Source organism: Pseudonocardia hierapolitana (assembly GCF_007994075.1).
GTDB lineage: Bacteria > Actinomycetota > Actinomycetes > Mycobacteriales > Pseudonocardiaceae > Pseudonocardia > Pseudonocardia hierapolitana.
The window spans coordinates 7,241,547-7,260,713 of sequence record NZ_VIWU01000001.1 but is presented as its reverse complement, the minus strand read 5'-3'; the positions used below and the strand labels follow the sequence as shown (position 1 = coordinate 7,260,713).

Genomic DNA, 19,167 nt, shown 5'->3' with positions numbered 1-19,167 from the left:
GCCAGCTATCGTCGTCCGGTGACTTCCGTCGCGGAACAAACTCCGCCTTCCGCCGACTGGAGCGCGCTCGACGGCAGCCACCAGCGGGTCGCCGTCGAGGTCCTGCGGTTCGGCCCGCTGCCCCGCGCTCAGCTCGCCCGCCGACTGGGCCTCTCCCCCGGCTCGCTCACCCGGCTCACGCGCCCGCTCGTGGACGCGGGCCTGCTCGTCGAGGGCGGTCCGGAGAACGGCCCGAAGGACAGCCCGGAGCATCCGGTGCGCACCGGGCGGCCGTCGCTGCCACTGGACGTGGGGCCGTCCGACCAGCGCTTCGTCGGCGTGAAGATCACCGGGGACACGCTCTTCGCCGTCGTCACCGACCTGCGGGCAGCCGTGCTCGCCGAGCACACCCGCCCGCTTCCCGGAACGGATCCGGCGGCCGTGGTCGGTGCGGTCGCCGACGTAACCCGGCTGCTGCAGGCCGACCACCCCGGCGTCGTGGGCCTCGGCGTGGGGATCGGCGGGTTCGTGATCGACCGCCGCGACGTCGCCCGCGCCCACTTCCTCGGCTGGCACGAGCTGGTCCCGCTCGCCGACCTGCTGCACCGGGCCACCGGTCTGCCTGCGGTCGTCGACAACGACGTCCGCGCGCTCACGGCGGCCGAGCACTGGTTCGGGGCCGGGCGTGGTCTGCAGTCGCTGCTAGTGATCACGATCGGCGCGGGCGTCGGGTGCGGGATCGTCGTGCACGACCTCGTGGTGGAGGGGGCGCACGGCGGCGGCGGGTCGATCGGGCACCGCCCGGTGGTGAGCTCGGTGGTGTGCGAGGACGGGCACCGCGGCTGCGCGCAGGGCCTCGTCTCCTCCCGCGCGGTCTCCGGCGCCGTCGCCCAGGCGCTCGGCAGACCGGTGACCTACGCCGAGGCGCTGCGGCTCGCCGTCGACGGCCACGGCGCCGCCCGCCGGGTCGTCGACGAGGCGGCGGGAGCGCTCGGGGTGCTCGTGGCCGACATCGCCAACCTGATCGACCCCGAGCTCGTGATCCTCACCGGCGACGGCATCGGCCTGGTCGAGGCCGCCCGTCCCGCGCTGGACGCCGCCCTCGAAGAGAACCGGAAGGCACCCCTCGCCCCGGTGCGGCTCGACGTGCGGCCGTTCCCGTTCACCGAGTGGGCACGCGGCGCAGCGGCCGTGGCCGTGCAGGAGCACGTGCTGGGCCGAGCGCGGGCGGTCACCCCTGCGTGAACAGGGCGTTGACCTCCTCGTTGGCCGCTGTGAACGACGAGACGTCGGCGCTGCCCGCCATCACCCGCTCCATCGCCGTCTCCATGATCGAGTCGATGTCGGCCGCGTGCTGGGCCGCCGGGTAGGGGAACGCCGTTCCCTCGCGCAGCTGCCGGGTGAACGGGGTGATGTCGAGGCCGTGCGCGCCGATCGCCGCCTCGGCGGTGGAGACCACGGACGCGATCGCGGGCACCACCACGCCGCCCTCCGCCACCACCGACTGGCACTCCGGCGAGGCGAGGTAGCGCACCCACTTCCAGGCCGCGCCCTTGTTCGGCGAGCCGGCCGCGATCGAGTCGGCGAGCGAGTTGGTCATCGCGGACCGGAAGCCCTGGGGGCCGATCGGCGTGGGCGCTGTGGCCATCTCGATGCCGCCGAGCTTCGCGAACGTGCTGATGTTCCAGGACCCCTCGGTGACCAGCGCGACCCGGCCCGCCTGCAGCAGCTGCGACAGCTCGTTGCCGACGGCCTGCTCCAGCGGCGGCATGTAACCCTTCTCGACCAGGCTGCGCCACCAGGCGATCGTCTCCTGGAAGCGGGGGTCGTCGTAGTTGAAGCGCGTGCCCCACAGCGGGCGGTCGGTGTGGCCCCAGCCGAGCGTCGCCGTGAGGAACGACCACTGCGTCTGGCCCGACCCGCCGCCCGGCGGGTAGGCGATGCCGAGGCCGTAGGTCGCGACGTTGCGCGGGTCGAAGCCGGGCTCGTCGCCGCGCACCCCGTTGGCGTCGACGGTCAGGCGGGCGAGCACGTCCTCGTAGGTGCCGCCGTCCTGCGGGTTCCAGGTCAGGTTCTGCATCTGTTCCGGGGTGATGCCGGCGTCCCGGGCCATCGTCGCGTTGTAGAAGATGCCCACCGCGTCGAAGTCCTTCGGCAGGCCGTAGCGCTTGCCGTCGTCGCCGACCCACAGGTCGCCGGTGCCCTCGACGAACTGGGACAGGTCGGGCCCGTCGCGGGCGATCAGCTCGTCGAGCGGCTCGATGAGCCCGCGGGAGGTGTAGTCGCCGTACTTGGACGTGTGGTTGACGAACACGTCCGGTGCGGAGTTCGCGACGAACGAGGTGAGCATCCGGCCCCAGTAGTAGTCCCAGCCGACCTGTTCGATCGCGATGTCGATGTCGGGGTTGCGGGCCTCGAAGTCGGTGGCGCACCGCTGGTAGGCGGGCAGCTGGTTGGCGTCCCACATCCAGTAGGTGACCTCACCGGTGTCGTCCCACCCGCCGGACTCCGTGGGGGGACGCTCCGCGGCGCAGGCCGGTACGAGCGCGACGAGGACAGCGGTCGCGATGACGGTGAGCCTGCGGGTGCGCTTCATTTGATCCCCGAGAAGCCGATGGAGTCGACGATCTTGCGCCCGAAGGCGATGAACAGCAGGAGCACCGGGAGCGCTGCGATCAGCGTGGCCGCCATCAGACCGGGCCAGTCCGGGTTGCCCTGCGGCGTCTGGGCGCGGAACACCCCGAGCGCCACCGTCAGGGTGCGGACGCTGCGCTCGCTGCCCACGAGCAGCGGCCAGAAGTACTCGTTCCACGCCTGCACGTACTGCAGCAGGGCGAGCGTGGTGATCGGCCCCCAGCTCATCGGCACGATGATCCGGAAGAACGTGCGGACGTGGCCCGCGCCGTCCAGCCGGGCCGCCTCCTCGATCTCGCGGGAGATGCCGAGGAAGAACTGGCGGAGGAAGAACACCGCGAACGGGGTCATGAAGAAGAACGGCAGCACGAGCCCGGCGTAGGTGTTGACCAGCCCCAGATCGCGCATCAGCAGGAAGTTCGGCAGCTGCGTGAAGATCGGAGGCACCATCAGGGCCGTCAGCAGCACGAAGAACACGAGGTCACGCCCCGGCCAGCGCATGCGGGCGAAGGCGTAGGCCGCGAGCGCCCCGAAGAACACCTGCCCTGCCGTGATCAACCCCGCCACCAGCACGGAGTTGCGCAGGTAGACCCAGAAGTCCACGGCGGAGCCGGTGCCGCCCTCCGCCTGCGCCTCCTCGAGGGTGGCGAGCCCGAGCACGCGCCGGAACGCACCCCACGTGAAGTCGACCGGCAGCCACGAGCTGCCCGCGGTGGCGAGCGTGGTGCCGTTCGACAACGCGGTGCGCAGCATCCAGTAGAACGGGAACAGGGTGATCAGGATGATCACGACGAGGCAGGCCCATGCCAGCACCCGGCCCGGTGTCGGGCCACCTGCTTCGCGGCCGGGTGTGCGACTGGTGGGCGCGGCCGTGACGTCGGCATCGACGGTGACCATGCTCAGCTCCTCAGGCGAGGTCCGACTCGTTCGCCCGCATCAGCCGCAGCTGCACGAAGGCGATGACGGACAGGATCACGAGCAGGACGACCGACACCGCCGAGGCGTAGCCGTAGTCCAGACGCTCGAAGGCGAGGTCGAAGATGTAGTACTGGATCACCCGGGACGCGTCGGCCGGCCCGCCCATCGTGGTGACCGCGACCGTGTCGAACACCTGGAACGAGCCGACGACGGTGATCACCAGCACCAGTGCGAGCACCGGACGCAGCAGCGGCAGGGTGATCCGCCAGAACATCTGCCACTCGCTCGCGCCGTCCACGCGGCCTGCCTCGTAGAGGGTCCGCGGGATCATCACCAGCCCCGCGAAGATCAGCAGCGCGGTGTAGCCGAGGTGGCGCCACGTGTTGACGAACGCGATCGTCGGGATGGCCCACGACTCGCTGCCGAAGAAGGAGATCGGGCCGATCCCGAACCAGGACAGGACCTGGTTCACGATCCCGATTTGCGCGTCGAGCATCCAGAACCACAGCAGCGCGACCACGACGTTGGCCACCAGGTAGGGCAGCAGCACGAGCCCGCGGATCACGACCGAGCGGGTGAGCCGGTGCAGCAGGACCGCGAGCAGGACGGCCAGCACGGTCTGGAATCCGATGTTGAGCACGACGTACCAGACCGTCACCAGCATGGCGTTCCAGAACGTCTCGTCGGTGAGCAGCCGCTGGTAGTTGGCGAGCCCGACGAACGAGGTGTCGGAGAAGAACTGGTAGTCGGTGAGGCTCAGCCCCAGCCCGCGCAGGGACGGCCAGAGGTAGAACACGACGAACCCGAAGACCGTCGGGAGGATGAAGCCCAGCGCGACCCAGGTCTCGCGGTTCGAGCTCGCCCGGCGCGCGATCGCGGGGGCGCCGGAAGCGGGGGCGCCCGCGGCGGGCACGGCCGTCGTGGTCATGACGTCACGTCCGTCACGCGCAGGAGCAGCAGCTGCTCGGGGTTCAGCGCCGGGGCACGCAGACCGGCCTCGGCGAGCACGCGGCCGGGGAGCTCGACCCCGCGGGCGACCCAGTCCGGCGCCTGTCGCTGCCGCAACGCCGGGCGGTCCCCGGGCGGTTGGACCGTGACCCGGTAGCGCCGGTCCGGGTCGAGGCCGGGCAGCCGCAGCTGACCCGGCACCGAAGTCAGCGGCGTGGCCAGCTGGACCAGCGCGTAGAGCGCGTCGGCGCGGTCGGGCGCGACGGCGCCGTGCAGGGCGAACGACGGGTCGTGCTGGTCGGCGCGGACCATCGTGCCGGTGTGGATCAGGCCGCGGACGTCCTTGTAGAGCTGCACCCACGCGGCGAGCTCCTTGCGCTCCTCCGGGCCGGTGGTCGTGACGTCCCACTCGATGCCGAACGAGCCGAAGAGCGCGGTGCCCGCGCGGAAGGACAGGTCGTGGGTGCGCGCGGTCGAGTGGGAGCGCGGGGCGGCGACGTGCGAGCCGACCAGCTCGGGCGGGATCAGCTGCGCGGTCCAGCGCTGGATCTGCTGGCGCTCGAGGGGGTCGGTCATGTCGCTGCCCCAGATCCGGTCCGTGCGCTCCAGGATCTCCAGGTCCACGCGCAGGCCACCGGACGAGCAGGACTCGATCTCGACGCCGGGGTGGCGGGCCCGCACCTCGTCGATCAACCGGTAGACGGCGCGGGTCTGGGCGTGCACGCCGGGCACCCCGAGTGGGCCGTGCCCCGCGTCGACCAGGTCGCGGTTGTGGTCCCACTTCAGGTAGCTGATCGGGTACTCGCTGAGCAGCGCGTCGAGCCGCTCCAGGATGTACGCGTAGGCATCCGGGTGCGCGAGGTCGAGCACCTGCTGCTGCCGGGACGGGATCGGCATCCGCCCGCCGGTCTGCAGGATCCAGTCGGGGTGGGCGCGGGCGAGGTCGGAGTCGGGGTTCACCATCTCCGGCTCCACCCACAGCCCGAACTCCATGCCCCGCTGCCGCACCTCCTCGACCAGCGGGTGCAGGCCCTGCGGCCAGACGCCCTCGTCGACGTACCAGTCGCCCAGCCCTGCGCTGTCGTCGCGGCGGTGGCGGAACCAGCCGTCGTCGAGCACGTAGCGCTCCACGCCGACGTCGGCGCCGACCCGGGCGAGCTCGACGAGCCGGTCGAGGTCGTGGTCGAAGTAGACGGCCTCCCAGGTGTTCATCACCACGGGACGCGGATTGGCCGGGTGGTGCGGGCGGTCGCGCAGCAGCCTGTGGAACCGGGCCGCGATGTCGTCCAGGCCGCCGGTGGAGTGCGCGGCGTAGACCCAGGGACCGGTGTAGGACTCGCCCGGCCGCAGGAGCACCTCGCCGGGGAGCAGCAGCTCGCCACCGCCCAGCACGGCGGCTCCGGTGGAGAGGCGCTCGGCGTAGGTCACGTGGTTGCCGCTCCAGGCCACGTGGATCGCCCAGACCTCGCCCTCGGAGAAGCCGAAGCCCGCCGTGCCCGCGGCGAGGATCAGCGGGGCGTCCGGGCCGGTGCGGCCGCGACGGTTCTCCCGCGAGTGGACGCCGACGACGAACGGGGCCCGCTGCGGGGCGCGCTCGCGGCCCCACCTCCCGGCCAGGTCGAACAGCTCGGTGGCGACCGGCGGCACCGGCAGCGTCAGCCCGAGCCCGTCGACCACGAACGGCTCGGCGTCCGCCTCGGCGGGGACCTCCACGGTGCCGCGCTGGCGCAGCACGCCCGACGGCGACAGCTCCAGCTCGAGGTGCACGGCCAGGCCGGCCTCGCCGTCCCGGCCGGAGGCCCGCACCCGGCCGCCACCACCGGCGGTGTGCTCCACCGCGAGGTCGGTGAGCGTGAAGAGCGGCGACCACGCCCGGCCCGCACGCTGCCCGGCGAGCCCCGGCCTGCCGTTCCAGCCCGCGGCGTGCTCGGCGACGATCCCGGCCCGCGTGACCTGGTCGAGGTCGTTCGGGACGGCGGCGGGCACGCCTGCGCCGGCGAGCTGAGCGAGGTCGGCGGCGGTCAGCTCGCCGAGGTCGGCTCCCCAGTGCAGCACGGCGGGCAACCGTCCGCCGTCGGTCACGACGATCACGCTCACCCCGGCCGCGCGCAGGTGGATCGGGTCGGCGGCGGGCTGGGTCATGGCGTGCTCCGTTCACCTCGTCGTGGCGGGCTTAGTTCTACGGCAGAACTTATCCCGCGTCAACGGGGGAACTCAGCGGTCGCGAACCGCGTCCGCGAGCCGATCGAGCACGGCGACGAAGGTGGCGCGTTCGCGCGGTTCGAGGTGGGCGAGGAACTCCGCCTCCATCGCGCGGACGTCCGCCCGGCACGAGGCCACCAGATCCCGGCCCGCTGCGGTGAGCGCGACGATGCGGTTGCGCCGGTCGGCCGGGTCCGGGGTGCGCCGGAGCAGACCGCGGGCCTCCAGGCGGTCGAGGATCGGGATGAGCCGGGTCTTGTCCCGCCCGGTGGCCGCCGCGAGCTCCGACTGCGTGGGCGCCGGCCCGTCCTCCAGGGTCACGAGCACGGCGTAGTCCCACATCTCGACGTCGTGCGCGCGCAGGATCGGCTCCTCCGCCTTGATCATCGCGCGGGCGAGCCATGCGAATGCCGCGCCGAGATCGTGTCGCTGCCCGTCCACGAACCGACGCTATCCCTTGACCAATCGTCTACCACGGTAGACCATCTACTCGTGGAGAACATCATCGACCTGCACCGGCGCTCCGTCACAGGGCTGCGTCCCGTCCTCGACCGCGTCACGCCCGCCGACCTCGGGCGCCCCACCCCCTGCGCAGGCTGGGACCTGCGCGCCCTGCTCGAGCACATGGCAGGCCAGGACCGGGGGTTCGCCGCAGCCGTGCGAGCCGCCCGCGCCGGCGACGACGTGGACGTGTCGGCCTTCGCCCCGCACCCGCTCGGCCCGTCCCCCGCCGCGACGATCGCGGACGGACTCGACGACGTGGTGGCCGCGTTCGCGGCAGGAGCCGACGGCCTCGTCCTGATGCCCGAGTTCGACCGCCGACTGCCCCTGCCGGTCCTCGTCCAGATGCACCTGATCGACACCCTCGTGCACGGCTGGGACGTCGCCGCGACACTCGGCGTGCAGGCCGACTACGGCTCGCGGCTGGACGCGGACGTGGTCGCCGCGGCACTGGCCATGTCCGAGCAGATCCCGGACGACGAGTACCGGGAGACACCGGGGGCCACCTTCGCCCATGCGCTCCCCGCACCGCAGGACGCGGGCCCCTGGACCCGCGTCCTCACGTTGCTCGGCCGCGACCCGGCGTGGACGAGCGACCCCCTGGTCCGCCGGTAGCCGCTGCCGCGCACACCGGCTCGCCCGCGCTTCGAGGCCGGAAGGGTCAGAACGGCCCGATCACGGCGAACAGCAGCGCCGCGAGCGCGGCTGCCGCATACAGCGCGCCCGACCGCCACCCGCCCCGCTCGGCACGCTCGTCGGCCTGCACCGCCTCGGACGAGGTCTCGGTCGTGATCCGGATCGGCGCGTCCGGCCGCTCCTTCGCCACGAGCCTCCCCGCGACGTCCCGGACGTCGGCGACGACGGTGAGCCGGGTCCCGGCCGCGACGACCCACTCGCGGCGGATCGTGCGGTCGGGGTTCGAGACGATCCGCACCAGACCGAGGTCGATGCCCTCGTCGGGGCTCTCGACGACCTCGTCCACCGTCTGGGTCGCGCCCTCGATCGGGGTGGCCCCGGCGAGGACGTGGAGCTCGGCGCCGCCGTCGACGAGGCGGAACCCCTGCCGACTGGTGACGTCGGCGTCGACCTCGTGGCGGGTGCGGCCCTTCCCGTCCTGAACGACCCGGAGGGTCGTCGCCCGGTACCAGACGCAGGGCGTCGCGCTGAACGGCGCCTCGAGCGGTCCGTGCTCCGACGGCTCCGCCACCCCCGAGGCCACGACGTGCTGGTCGAACACGCCGGGGCCGAGCTCCGCTCGGGCTGCACCGGCCATCGCCACGAGCTCGGCCACCGTGACGGGGGTGGCGCCGAGCGACCGCAGGCGCCGGGACCGGCCGGCCAGCGCCGCCCGGACGTGCGTGTAGGCGCGATACGCCAGGGTGCCCGCGAAGACGATCGCGACGAGGCTGCTCATCGACACCCGATGAGCCTGCCATCGCCCGCGGTGAGGCCAGAACCGTAGTCCTACGGGGCTCAGCAGTTCTACCGGCCTCAGCCCTGTCGCTCCCCGCGCACGACGCGGCGCAGCCTGGGGAGCCGCTCGGCGAGCGCACGCTCGGCGCCGTGGGCGGACGGGCGGTAGTAGTCCCGGCCCACCAACGCGTCCGGCGGGTACTGCTGCGCCAGCACGCCGTCGGGGGCGTTGTGCGGGTAGCGGTAGCCGACCGCGTTGCCCAGCTTCTGCGCACCGGCGTAGTGGCCGTCGCGCAGGTGCGGCGGCACCGCGCCGGTGGCGCCGGCCCGCACGTCGGCCATCGCCTCGTCGATGCCGGTGATCACGGCGTTGGACTTGGGTGCGGTGGCCAGGTGGACCGTGGCCTGGGCGAGCGCGAGCCGGCACTCCGGAAGCCCGACCAGCTGCACGACCTGCGCCGCAGCCACCGCGGCCTGCAGCGCCGTGGGGTCGGCGAGGCCGATGTCCTCGCTGGCGTGCACCATCAGGCGCCGGGCGATGAAGCGCGGGTCCTCCCCCGCCACCAACATGCGCGCCAGGTAGTGCAGCGCCGCGTCGGCGTCGGAGCCGCGGATCGACTTGATGAACGCGCTGATCACGTCGTAGTGCTGGTCGCCCTGCCGGTCGTAGCGCACCGTCGCCTCGGTGACCGCGCGCTCGACCGCGGGGACGTCGATCACTGGGTCGATCTCTGCGGCTCCGGTGCCCGTCACGCCGTCGGCCGCCGCCTCCAGCGCGGTGAGGGCGCGCCGGGCGTCGCCGCCGGCCAGCCGGACCAGCGCGTCCTCCGCGTCGGGGGTGAGCGACACGACGCCGTCGAGCCCGCGCTGGTCGGCGACGGCGCGGCGCAGCAGCGACCGCACGTCGTCGTCGGTGAGCGACTGCAGCTGCAGCACCAGCGACCGCGACAGCAGCGGCGACACCACCGAGAACGACGGGTTCTCCGTGGTGGCCGCCACGAGCAGGACGAGCCGGTCCTCCACGGCGCCCAGCAGCGCGTCCTGCTGGGTCTTGGAGAAGCGGTGCACCTCGTCGATGAACAGCACCGTCTGCTGGTCGAGGCGGTCGCGGCGGCGCCGCGCGTCGTCGATGACGGCGCGCAGCTCCTTCACCCCGGACGACAGCGCCGAGAGCGCCACGAAGTGCCGGCTCCCCACGCCGGCCAGCAGCCGGGCGATCGTGGTCTTGCCGGTGCCGGGCGGGCCGTAGAGCAGCACCGACGCGGCGGCGCCGCCCTCCACGAGCCGGCGCAGCGGGGCTCCCGGGCGCAGGAGGTGGGCCTGCCCGACGACCTCGTCGAGGGTGCGCGGGCGCATGCGGACGGCGAGCGGCGCCGTGGCCCGCGCGCCGGCCTCGTCGACCGGCGGCATCGGGTCCGGCTCGTCCAGCTCGAACAGCCCGTCCGCCTCGGTAGTCATCCCTTCCAGCCTGCCACTCCGCTCCGACAACTTCCGCGGGTGCCTATCGTTCCGGCGTGCGGAAACCGGAGCGGGGCGCGATCAGCTCGGCGGCGGCCGTCCTCGCGCTGGTCCGGCTCGTGGCGCGGCGCGGCTCGGTGACGGTCACCGAGGTCTCGCGGGAACTGGACGTCGCGGTCTCCACCGCGCACCGGCTGCTCGCCACCTGCGTGCGCGAGGGCTTCGCCCGCCAGGACCACGTCGGCGGGCCGTACACCGCCGGGCCCGCGCTGCACGAGCTCACGCTCGTGGTCGGCTCGAACGCCGTGTCTCTGCGCGACGCGGGCGCCGAGGTGCTCGCCGGGTTGCGCGAGCAGGTCGGCGAGACGGTGAGCCTGGCGATCCTCGAAGGGCGCCACACCCGGTTCGTGCAGTCCCTCGAAGGACCGCATTCGGTGCGCGTGAGCTCGCGGCTGGGACTGCTGATGCCCGCGCACTGCACGTCAGGCGGCAAGGCGATGCTCGCCGCTCTCACCCCGGCCGCGCTGCGGGACCGCTACCCGAGCCACCACCTCGAGGCCACGACCGGGCGTTCGATCTCCGAGTGGGACGCCCTGGAGCGCGAGCTCGGCCGGATCCGCCGCCGCGGGTGGGCGACCAACCTCGGCGAGACCGACCCGTCCGTGGCCGCGCTCGGAGCGGCCGTGCTGCTCGGGACCGGTGAACCGGTGGCGGCCGTGTGCGTCGCCGCGCCGATGTCCCGGCTGGGCACCGCCACCCGCCTGCGCGCGCTGGCACCCGCCGTGACCGCAGCCGCCTCGCTGATCCAGCAGCGGATGCGCGGAAGCTGACCTTTCCGCATCGGGGAAAGGTCATCGCGCGCGCTTGCCGCCGTCCCGTAGACCCGGCTGTGGTGGGGGTCACCACACGAGGGGGGTGTCCGCGGATGACCAGGTTCCCGCAGCGGGAGGGCGCGAGCGCGTTCGAGGCGCCGATGCGCGTCGAGGCCGACATCGCCGGCCTCGAGGTCGTGCAGGGCGAGGTGCCCGAACACCTGTCCGGCACCTACTACCGCGTGGTCACCGACCGGCAGTGGCCGCCTGCCGTGCTCCCGGACGTGCCGACGTTCAACGACGACGGCATGGCCATGTACTTCCGCTTCCACGGCGGCCGGGTCGACTTCCGCAGCCGCTACGTGCGCACGCCGCGCTACGAGGCCGAGGCGAAGGCCGGGCGGGCGCTCTTCGGGGCCTACCGCAACCCGCTCACCGACGACCCGTCCGTCGCCGGGATCTCCCGCGGGCTGGGTAACACCAACGTCTTCTACCATGGCGGGAAGCTGTACGCGTCCAAGGAGGACAGCGCGCCGATCCTGCTCGACCCGATGAGCCTGGAGACGATCGGCGAGTACACGTTCGAGGGCACGCTCACGTCCCGGACGTGCACCGCGCACCCGAAGGTGGATCCGCGCACCGGCGAGATGGTGTTCTTCGGCTACGCCGCCAAGGGCGAGACCACCCCGGACATCGCCTACTACGAGGCCGACCAGGACGGCCGGATCATCCACGAGACCTGGATCCGCGCGCCGTACTCGAGCATGGTGCACGACTGGGCCGTCACCCAGAACTTCGTGGTCTTCCCGATCATCCCGATGCGCAGCGAGTACGCGTGGCTGGAAGCGCGGCAGCCGCACTTCCAGTGGGACCCGGACCGAGACGTCTACCTCGGCGTCCTGCCCCGCAAGGGCAGCGCCGACCAGGTGCGCTGGCTGCGCGGGTCCAACCGGTTCGCGAGCCACATCCTCGGCGCGTGGGACGACGGGCGCCACATCCACATCGAGACGCCGGTCGGCCGGAGCAACTTCTTCCCGTTCTTCCCCGACGTGACCGGCGCGCCGTACGACCCGGTCCGCGCCCGCGGGTACCTGTCCCGCTGGACGATCGACATGGGTTCCGACGGCGGGACGTTCACCGAGCAGCGGCTGACCGACGTCGCGGGCGAGTTCCCGCGGATGGACGACCGCTTCGAGACGCTGCCCTACCGGCGCGGCTTCCTCGCGCTCAACCACGTGCCCGGCGAGCAGCGGCCGGGCGCGGGCTTCCGCTGGATCGGCGCGTTCGACACCACCGGCGCGGCGCCGCCGCAGATCTACTACCCCGGCGACGACTGCTCGGTGGCCGAGCCGCTCTTCGTCCCCGGCGGCGACGACGCGCCCGAGGGCCACGGCTACGTGTTCGTCGTCGTAGGGCGCCACCAGGAGATGCGCAGCGACCTGGTGATCCTCGACGCCCAGCGGCTCGACGCCCCGCCCGTCGCCACGGTGGCGCTGCCCATCCGCATCCGCCGCGGCCTGCACGGCAACTGGGTGAGCAGCACGGAGCTCGCCGCCCGTACCGCCTGAGAGAACGAAGGAGTTCCCGAGGATGTCCACGACCGAAGCGCCGACCGAGCTGGAGCAGCTGCAGCGCACCGTCGACGAGCTCGCGCGCCGCCTCGCCGTCACCGAGGCGCGCCACGAGGTGCGCACGCTCCACCACAAGTACGGCTACTACCTCGACAAGTGCCTCTACCAGGAGGTCGTCGACCTGTTCGCCCGCGACGGCGAGGTCGTGTTCATCGGCGGGCGCTACCGGGGGCGGGCCGGGGTGGAGCGGCTGTACCTGCAGCGGTTCCGCGAGCGCTTCACCCGCGGCCACAACGGTCCGCTCCCCGGTTTCCTGCTCGACCACCCGATGCTGCAGGACGTCGTGACGGTCGCGCCGGACGCGCGGTCGGCGAAGGCGCGGATCCGCGCGCTCATGCAGGCCGGGGTGCACCACTCCGCGCCCGAGCTGGCCGGGCGCACGTCGTTCGAGCAGTGGTGGGAGGGCGGGGTCTACGAGAACAGCTACGTCGTCGAGGACGGGGTCTGGAAGATCCAGAAGCTGCACTACCACCCGTTCTGGCACGCCGACTACGACAAGGGCTGGGCACGCACCGAGCCGATGAACCACCTCATCCCGACGACCACGTTCCCCGACGACCCGACCGGCCCCGATGAGCTGGTCCCGGACTTCGCGTTCTTCCCGGCCACCGACGTGGTGCCGTTCCACTACCCGCACCCGGTGACGGGCCGGCCGTGGGCGTGACCTACCGGCGTATCGCCACCGAGGAGGCGTTCGCCCCTGCCGAGCTGCTGGACTGCTACCGACGGATGCTGCACGACGGGCGCGGCGACAAGGGCTTCCAGAGCCTCTGGGGCTTCTACCTCGGCAGCGCGGCGGAGCGACCGCGCGCCGTCGTCCGCAGGCTGGCCGACCTCGGCGCCGAGCGCATCGCCGACATGGACGCCGCCGGCATCGACCACCAGGTCCTGGCCCTCACGGCGCCGGGCACGAACGTCCTCGACGCCGTGACCGCCCGCTCGATGGCGACGCTCGCCAACGACGTTGCGGCGCAGGCCGTGCGCGACCACCCCGACCGGTTCACGGCCCTCGCCGCGGTGGCGTGGCAGGAGCCGGACTCGGCCGTCGCCGAGCTGGAGCGCGCCGTCAGCAGGCTCGGGATGTGCGGGGTGATCGCCAACTCCCACGTGCAGGGCCGCTACCTCGACGACCAGCGGTTCTGGCCGGTGCTGGAGGCTGCGGAGCGCCTCGACGTGCCCGTCTACCTGCACCCGAACACCCCGAACGACCGCATGGTCGAGCCGCTGCACGAGGCGGGCCTCGACGGCGCGATCTACGGCTTCGCCGTCGAGACCGGGATGCACCTGCTGCGGATCATCACGTCGGGGGTGTTCGACCGGTTCCCGCGGCTGAAGCTCGTGGTCGGGCACCTCGGCGAGGCGCTGCCGTTCTGGCTGCCCCGGATCGACCACTTCCACGCGGCGCAGGTCGCGTCCGGCCGTTACCCCGCGATGAAGGCGCTGCAGCTGCGCCCGAGCGACTACCTGCGCCGCAACGTCTGGTACACGACCAGCGGGATGGCCTGGCAGCCCGGGATCATGTTCGTCCGCGACGTCGTGGGCGCCGACCGCGTGCTCTACGCGATGGACTACCCGTACCAGTACGTCGCCGACGAGGTCCGGCACCAGGACGAGCTCCCGCTCGACGCCGCCGAGCTGCGCGAGTTCTTCGAGGGCATCGCCACGCGCCTGTTCCACCTGACCGTCTGAGCCGCGTTCCCACCAGCGGACCGGTGCGCGCCGGCCCGCCGTCCCGTCATGGAGTCAGCCGTGAGCACTGCGGACATGAGCGCTGCCGACCTGGGTGCGCAGGAGGCGCCCGGGCTGCGCCCGCTGGCCCTCACCGCCTTCGTCGTGGCGAACCTGTGCGCCTGGTCGGCGATCCTCACACCGGCCGCGATCGCCCTCGCCCTGCGCGTGCGCGAGATCGACCCGGCGGGCGCGAGCGCCACGCTCTCGTTGGTGGCGGCGGTCGGCGCCGTCTTCGGGATCATCGGGAACCCCCTGTTCGGGCGGCTGTCCGACCGCACCCGCTCCCGGTTCGGGATGCGCAGGCCGTGGATGCTCGGCGGGGTCGTCGCGGGCGCGCTGGGGCTCTCGGTGGTCGCCGTCGCGCCGTCGGTGCCGGTGCTCGTGCTCGGGTGGGCGGTGACGCAGCTGGGCATCCAGGCCCTGCTGGCCGCGATCACCGCGGTGCTGCCCGACCAGGTGCCCCACCGGCAGCGCGGACGCATCGGCGGGCTGATCGGCATGGGCCAGAGCGCCGCCACGACGCTCGGGACCGGCCTGCTCACGCTGAACGCGACGTCCCTGACGTGGGGCCTGCTCGCCCCGGTCTGCCTCGCGGCGGTCACCGTCGGGTTCCTGTGCCTCGTGCTGCCCGACCGGGTGCACGACGGGCGGCCGCAGCCGCCGCTGTCGGTGCGGGAGATCGCGTCCAGCTTCTGGTCCAGCCCGCGCCGCTACCCCGACTTCGCCTGGACCTGGGTGAGCAGGCTGCTCGTGTTCATGGGCATCACGATCCTGATCGTCTACCAGACCTACTTCCTGCTGGCCCGCATCGGCGTGCCGCCCGCGTCGATCGCGGCCGTCATGTTCGGGGTGCTGCTGCTGGAGAACGGGGTGAGCATCGCGGCGAACCTCATCTCGGGCCACCTGTCCGACCGGGCCGGCCGCCGCAAGATCTTCGTGGCCACCGCGGCGTGCCTCGGAGCACTCGGATTCGCCGTGGCCGGGCTGTCCGAGACGCTGCCGGTGTTCCTCGCGGGCGTCGCGCTCCTCGGGGCGGCCAAGGGCGTGTACGTCGCCGTCGACCTCGCCATGGCCACCGACCTCCTCCCGGCCGGCCGCGCCGAGGCCGCGAAGAACATGGGCCTGTTCACGATCGCGAGCCTGTTCCCCAACCTGCTCGCACCGATGCTCGCCCCGCTCGTGCTGGGGATCAGCGCGGGTCCGGCCGAGCCGGGAGCGCCCGCCGGGAACTACCCGCTGCTGTTCCTCGCCGGAGGCTTCTTCATGCTGGTCGGGGCCCTGGCCGTGCGGCCGATCCGGGGAGTGCGCTAGGGCCGTTGATGATCACCACAAGTGGTGCGATGGCGACAGTTCGAGCCTGTTGCCGGATGTCTGGCGGAGCATTGCCCGGGAGCCGCCGACCAAGGGCAAATGGTCGTCAGTCGATCTCCGACCATCTGCCCTTGATCACGGCCTCCGAGCACCTCGACGTCGGTCGGGCCGGGCCAGCCGCACTCCCTGCGACGTGCCGCATCCCGACCGGCCTGCGATCCATCTGAGCCGCACCCGACCGTCGCTGCGGCCGCAGCGGCGTGCCGCTCCGACCGATCACACGCGCGTGATCGCCGCGAGCAGCGCGTCGGTGCGGACGTCGCAGCGGTGAGGTACTGGTCGGATCGATCACCACGGCGGTAGGACAAGCGACGAGCCACTACGTCGTGGTTGGGCAACAGCCTGGTTCTGACGCCCTGGCGCCACTTCCGCCGATCATCGGCTCGACCGACACGCGCGCCGCCGCTTCCTGTCAGGCGCCCGTGGGAGCATGGCGCTGCCCGTGGAAGGAGACGGCGATGACCCTCTCGTGGCCGAACCACCCGATCACCCTCGAGGAGTGGGAGGCGCTGCCCGAGGACTCGGTGAACAAGCTCGAGGTCGCGGAAGGGATGCTCGTGATGTCGCCCAGACCCCTGTCTTGGCACCAGAAGGCAGGGATGCGGCTCGGCACGCTCCTCGACGATCAGCTCCCGGACCACCTCACTGGTCTGCTCGACGTCGAGGTGCTGATCACGCTCGCCCCGCTCACGATCCGGGCACCCGACGTGCTCGTCACCCTCACCGCGTTGTTCGAGACCAATCCCCCTCGATATCCGGCCGCCGACGTGCTCCTCGCCGTCGAGATCCTCTCCACCGGCACCCGCCGGGTGGACCGGGTCCTCAAGTTCTCCGAGTACGCGGAGGCCGGGATCCCGCAGTATTGGATCGTCGACCTCGACGACCCCACCAGCCTGCTCGCCTACGTCCTGGTGGACGGCAACTACGAGCTGTCCGGCGAGCACACCGGCGCGGCTGCCCTCGACGTCAGCGGTCACCCGGTCTCGATCGACCTCCCCGCACTCACCCGGCGCTGACGACACTGTTCCGGTCAGCGACGCGATCCGAACCAGGTGGCTACCGACCCCCGGGGTTATGCGGACGGCCGTGCCCGACCTGGGGGCTCGCCCGTTCACCGACGAGGCTGCTGCGGCCGGGCGCCACGCAGCCGGCTGTGGTCCCGTCCCCGCCACCGGCCCTTCCCAGGAGTCCGGGGTCTGGGCGGCTGGAGCGTGGCACGGTCTCCACGGACCGGCCGATGCCCGAGCGTGAGGGACCGGGTGGCGCCCGTACCGCCGTCTTGATCGCCGCGAGCAGTACCTCATCGCTGCCGCATCCGCGCTGACGTACGGGCCGCGGCGATCAACCCGCTCTGATCGGCGCGATCAGCACGCCACTGCCGTCGCAGCGACCAGTGGGTGCTGCCCAGGTGGATCAACGGGCGGCGGGGCCGCGACACGGCTCACGTCCTGGCCCGCCTCGCGGCTGCGGTACTTCTCGCGGATGATCACGCGAGGCACCTGGTCACCGCGCACCGCGCGTCCCACGGCGCGCCGGCCGCCGTGCTGGTCCGGCCGGACGGCTACGTCGCCTGGGCGGGTGCCGACCCGACCGGCCTGCCCGGGGCACTCGACGGGTGGTTCGGCACCGTGCATCTGCCGGAGGGGTCGGTTCTCCATCAGGGGTGGAAACGCAGGTCCAGGTGCTCGGGCCCGTGAGGTACCGGATCGCGCACTCGGGTCGACTTCCTCGCGCTCACGCGGCGCTGACCGGTCGATCCCGGGCCGGCTCGTTCGTCGTCAGGGCATGGAACTCGGAGTGGCGCTGCCCAACGGCGGCGCGACGGTGCTGACGGAGGACCTGGTCCGGCTGGCCACGGGCGCGGAGGCGGCCGGGCTGGATTCGGTGTGGGTGATGGACCGCTGGCTGCGCCCGCGGCACCCGGTCGAGATGCCCGGGGTGCCGGTGCCCGTCGAGATGCCCGCGGACGGCTACGCGTGCGTGTTCGACCCGATCGACGTGCTGGCGCACCTCGCCGCGCTCACCACCCGGCTGCGGCTGGGCACGAGCGCGGTACAGGCGCTGCTGCAACCGCCGGTGCTGCTCGCCCGCCGGCTCGCCACGGTCGACCAGCTCTCCCGGGGCCGGGTCGTCGCCGGCCTCGCCGCGGGGTGGATGCGCGAGGAGTTCGCCGCCGCGGGCCGCTCCCCCGCCAACGGTCACCGGCTCGACGCGCACCTCGCGGCGCTGCGCTCCGCATGGGGACCGGACCCGGTCGAGGTCACGTGCGACAGGTACCCGGTGCCGCCGTCGGACGTGGGGCCGAAGCCGTTCGGGCGGGCCGCGATCCCGGTGCTGCTCGGCTACGCGGCCGCGGCCGGGATCCGGCGAGCGGCGCGCATCGCCGACGGGCTGCACCCCTACCGCACCGACGCCGACCAACTCGCCGCCGACATCGCGCTGTTCCGGTCGGCGGCTGCCGAGGCGGGCCGCGATCCGGCGACCCTGCCCGTCGTGCTGCGCGGCGACGCCGTCCTGGACCCCGCCGCCGGACGGGACCGCCCGCTGTTCCGCGGAACGGTCGTGCAGTGGGCGGAGGACGCAGCGCGGGTCGCGGACCTGGGCGTCGGGCAGCTCGTGCTGCAGGTCGACGCCACCGTCGAGGCCACCCTCTCCGCACTCGAGGACCTGCGGTCCCGGTTGCCGACCGCGGGTCCGTGTCCGGCCAGATCGACCGCGCCCACCCGGGCCTCACACATGTGATCAGCACACCACGGCGCCGCTGCGCACCCCCAGGTACTTCTCGCTGATCGCGACGGGAAGCGCGTCATTGATCGGATCGATCATCAGTCCGGGCGGCCCGGCGAGGGCGAGTGGGCTCGCGTCAGCCGAAGCGGACGTGTCGCAGGCTGACTGCGTAGCGGCGCACCCGGCGGCGTACCGGGCCGTCGAGGTTCGGCGCGATCGACAGGCCCGCCGAACGTGCGATGTGGGTCGCGACGTCGGGGACGGGCAGGTCGTCGGTGCGGATGTGCTCGGCGAACTCAGGGGCCTGCAGGCGATCCAGGCACTCGTCGAGCTTGGCCACGGCGAAGCTGTCCCACTTCACGCCGAGCCCCCACCCCCGCTCGCGCAGCCGCCGCAGTACCGTGGCCCGCTCCGCCAGGAGCGCGAAGTGCCGCACCTCGTGCCCGTCGTCGCGAAGCCGCCCGACCACCTCGTCGAAGTAGCCGGCGTGCACCAGCGTCATCGGCGCGATCACCGGGCCCTCGTGCTTGCGGAGCACCATGTCGAGGACCTCCCGCACGCCCTCGCGCCACGCCGCGAGGTCCTGGAAGTCGCCGCGCAGCGCGCGCGGGGTCATCCGGTGCAGGCCGAAGCCGACGTGCTCCGGGTCGCACACGACACTGCCCGGCATCCGCCGGTGCAGCTCGTACGCGGTCTGGGTCTTCCCGCCGCCGAACGGCCCGTTGATCCACACCAGCATCCGGCAGACCCTAGAGCATCTCACGGACTGAGATCACATTTCCGCATTCCAGGATCGATCCGGCATCCTCGAGGGACGCGGGCGCCACCCGGCCCGCCACCCC

At 72.8% G+C, this 19,167-nt stretch carries 18 protein-coding genes; 10 read left to right on the top strand and 8 right to left on the bottom strand.

Annotation, left to right across the window (positions count from 1 at the left end; translation table 11 throughout):
• Positions 1–18: 18 nt before the first annotated feature.
• A complete protein-coding gene (locus FHX44_RS34270; RefSeq protein ID WP_212612780.1) occupies positions 19–1,224 on the top strand; it encodes an ROK family transcriptional regulator in 1,206 nt (401 codons plus the stop codon).
• Here FHX44_RS34270 and FHX44_RS34265 read toward each other — a convergent pair.
• From FHX44_RS34265 to FHX44_RS34245, 5 genes are all read right to left on the bottom strand, one after another.
• Complete coding sequence (locus FHX44_RS34265; protein WP_147259571.1) at positions 1,211–2,575, bottom strand: ABC transporter substrate-binding protein; 1,365 nt, start codon at positions 2,573–2,575, stop codon at positions 1,211–1,213. The two genes, FHX44_RS34270 and FHX44_RS34265, sit on opposite strands and share 14 nt — an antisense overlap.
• Positions 2,572–3,510 (bottom strand): carbohydrate ABC transporter permease, encoded by a 939-nt coding sequence (locus FHX44_RS34260; protein ID WP_147259570.1) that lies wholly within the window; start codon positions 3,508–3,510, stop codon positions 2,572–2,574. Before FHX44_RS34260 ends, FHX44_RS34265 begins: the two co-directional genes overlap by 4 nt.
• Positions 3,511–3,520: 10 nt before the next feature.
• Complete coding sequence (locus FHX44_RS34255) at positions 3,521–4,459, bottom strand: carbohydrate ABC transporter permease (protein ID WP_147259569.1); 939 nt, start codon at positions 4,457–4,459, stop codon at positions 3,521–3,523.
• On the bottom strand, positions 4,456–6,621 hold the full coding sequence (locus FHX44_RS34250; protein ID WP_147259568.1) for an alpha-galactosidase: 2,166 nt from the start codon (positions 6,619–6,621) through the stop codon (positions 4,456–4,458). Before FHX44_RS34250 ends, FHX44_RS34255 begins: the two co-directional genes overlap by 4 nt.
• A 72-nt stretch (positions 6,622–6,693) precedes the next feature.
• Complete coding sequence (locus FHX44_RS34245) at positions 6,694–7,122, bottom strand: MarR family winged helix-turn-helix transcriptional regulator (RefSeq protein WP_212612779.1); 429 nt, start codon at positions 7,120–7,122, stop codon at positions 6,694–6,696.
• Positions 7,123–7,173: 51 nt separating this feature from the next.
• Between FHX44_RS34245 and FHX44_RS34240 the strand changes: the two genes are divergently transcribed.
• Entirely contained in the window at positions 7,174–7,797 is a 624-nt protein-coding gene (locus tag FHX44_RS34240; RefSeq protein WP_170309154.1) for a TIGR03086 family metal-binding protein, read from the top strand.
• Positions 7,798–7,843: 46 nt separating this feature from the next.
• Here the strand turns inward: FHX44_RS34240 and FHX44_RS34235 are convergent, their stop codons facing one another.
• Together FHX44_RS34235 and FHX44_RS34230 are read right to left on the bottom strand one after the other, a co-directional pair.
• The gene (locus tag FHX44_RS34235; RefSeq protein WP_246171035.1) at positions 7,844–8,596 is read right to left on the bottom strand and encodes an E3 ubiquitin ligase family protein; all 753 of its coding nucleotides are present in this window, start codon (positions 8,594–8,596) and stop codon (positions 7,844–7,846) included.
• A 77-nt stretch (positions 8,597–8,673) separates the two neighbouring features.
• Complete coding sequence (locus tag FHX44_RS34230; protein ID WP_246171034.1) at positions 8,674–10,005, bottom strand: replication-associated recombination protein A; 1,332 nt, start codon at positions 10,003–10,005, stop codon at positions 8,674–8,676.
• A 104-nt stretch (positions 10,006–10,109) separates the two neighbouring features.
• Here FHX44_RS34230 and FHX44_RS34225 point away from each other — a divergent pair, with 104 nt between their 5' ends.
• The 8 genes from FHX44_RS34225 (at position 10,110) to FHX44_RS34190 (ending at position 18,340) form a co-directional block, all read left to right on the top strand.
• The gene (locus FHX44_RS34225; protein ID WP_147259563.1) at positions 10,110–10,883 is read left to right on the top strand and encodes an IclR family transcriptional regulator; all 774 of its coding nucleotides are present in this window, start codon (positions 10,110–10,112) and stop codon (positions 10,881–10,883) included.
• A gap of 95 nt (positions 10,884–10,978) precedes the next feature.
• Positions 10,979–12,433, top strand: a complete 1,455-nt coding sequence (locus FHX44_RS34220; RefSeq protein WP_147259562.1) for a carotenoid oxygenase family protein — start codon at positions 10,979–10,981, stop codon at positions 12,431–12,433.
• A gap of 22 nt (positions 12,434–12,455) precedes the next feature.
• Positions 12,456–13,160: a nuclear transport factor 2 family protein gene (locus FHX44_RS34215; protein WP_147259561.1), complete on the top strand. Its 705-nt coding sequence runs from the start codon at positions 12,456–12,458 to the stop codon at positions 13,158–13,160.
• The gene (locus FHX44_RS34210) at positions 13,157–14,185 is read left to right on the top strand and encodes an amidohydrolase family protein (RefSeq protein ID WP_212612778.1); all 1,029 of its coding nucleotides are present in this window, start codon (positions 13,157–13,159) and stop codon (positions 14,183–14,185) included. Before FHX44_RS34215 ends, FHX44_RS34210 begins: the two co-directional genes overlap by 4 nt.
• A gap of 60 nt (positions 14,186–14,245) precedes the next feature.
• Positions 14,246–15,538: an MFS transporter gene (locus FHX44_RS34205; RefSeq protein ID WP_170309153.1), complete on the top strand. Its 1,293-nt coding sequence runs from the start codon at positions 14,246–14,248 to the stop codon at positions 15,536–15,538.
• 518 nt (positions 15,539–16,056) lie between these two features.
• Positions 16,057–16,614: a Uma2 family endonuclease gene (locus FHX44_RS34200; protein ID WP_147259559.1), complete on the top strand. Its 558-nt coding sequence runs from the start codon at positions 16,057–16,059 to the stop codon at positions 16,612–16,614.
• A 381-nt stretch (positions 16,615–16,995) separates the two neighbouring features.
• A complete protein-coding gene (locus tag FHX44_RS44080) occupies positions 16,996–17,295 on the top strand; it encodes an aromatic-ring hydroxylase C-terminal domain-containing protein (protein ID WP_147259558.1) in 300 nt (99 codons plus the stop codon).
• Between the two features lie 88 nt (positions 17,296–17,383).
• A complete protein-coding gene (locus FHX44_RS34190) occupies positions 17,384–18,340 on the top strand; it encodes a TIGR03619 family F420-dependent LLM class oxidoreductase (RefSeq protein WP_147259557.1) in 957 nt (318 codons plus the stop codon).
• 121 nt (positions 18,341–18,461) lie between these two features.
• Here the strand turns inward: FHX44_RS34190 and FHX44_RS34185 are convergent, their stop codons facing one another.
• Positions 18,462–19,064, bottom strand: coding sequence for an AAA family ATPase (locus FHX44_RS34185; RefSeq protein WP_147259556.1), 603 nt, complete (start codon positions 19,062–19,064; stop codon positions 18,462–18,464).
• Positions 19,065–19,167 lie beyond the last annotated feature (103 nt).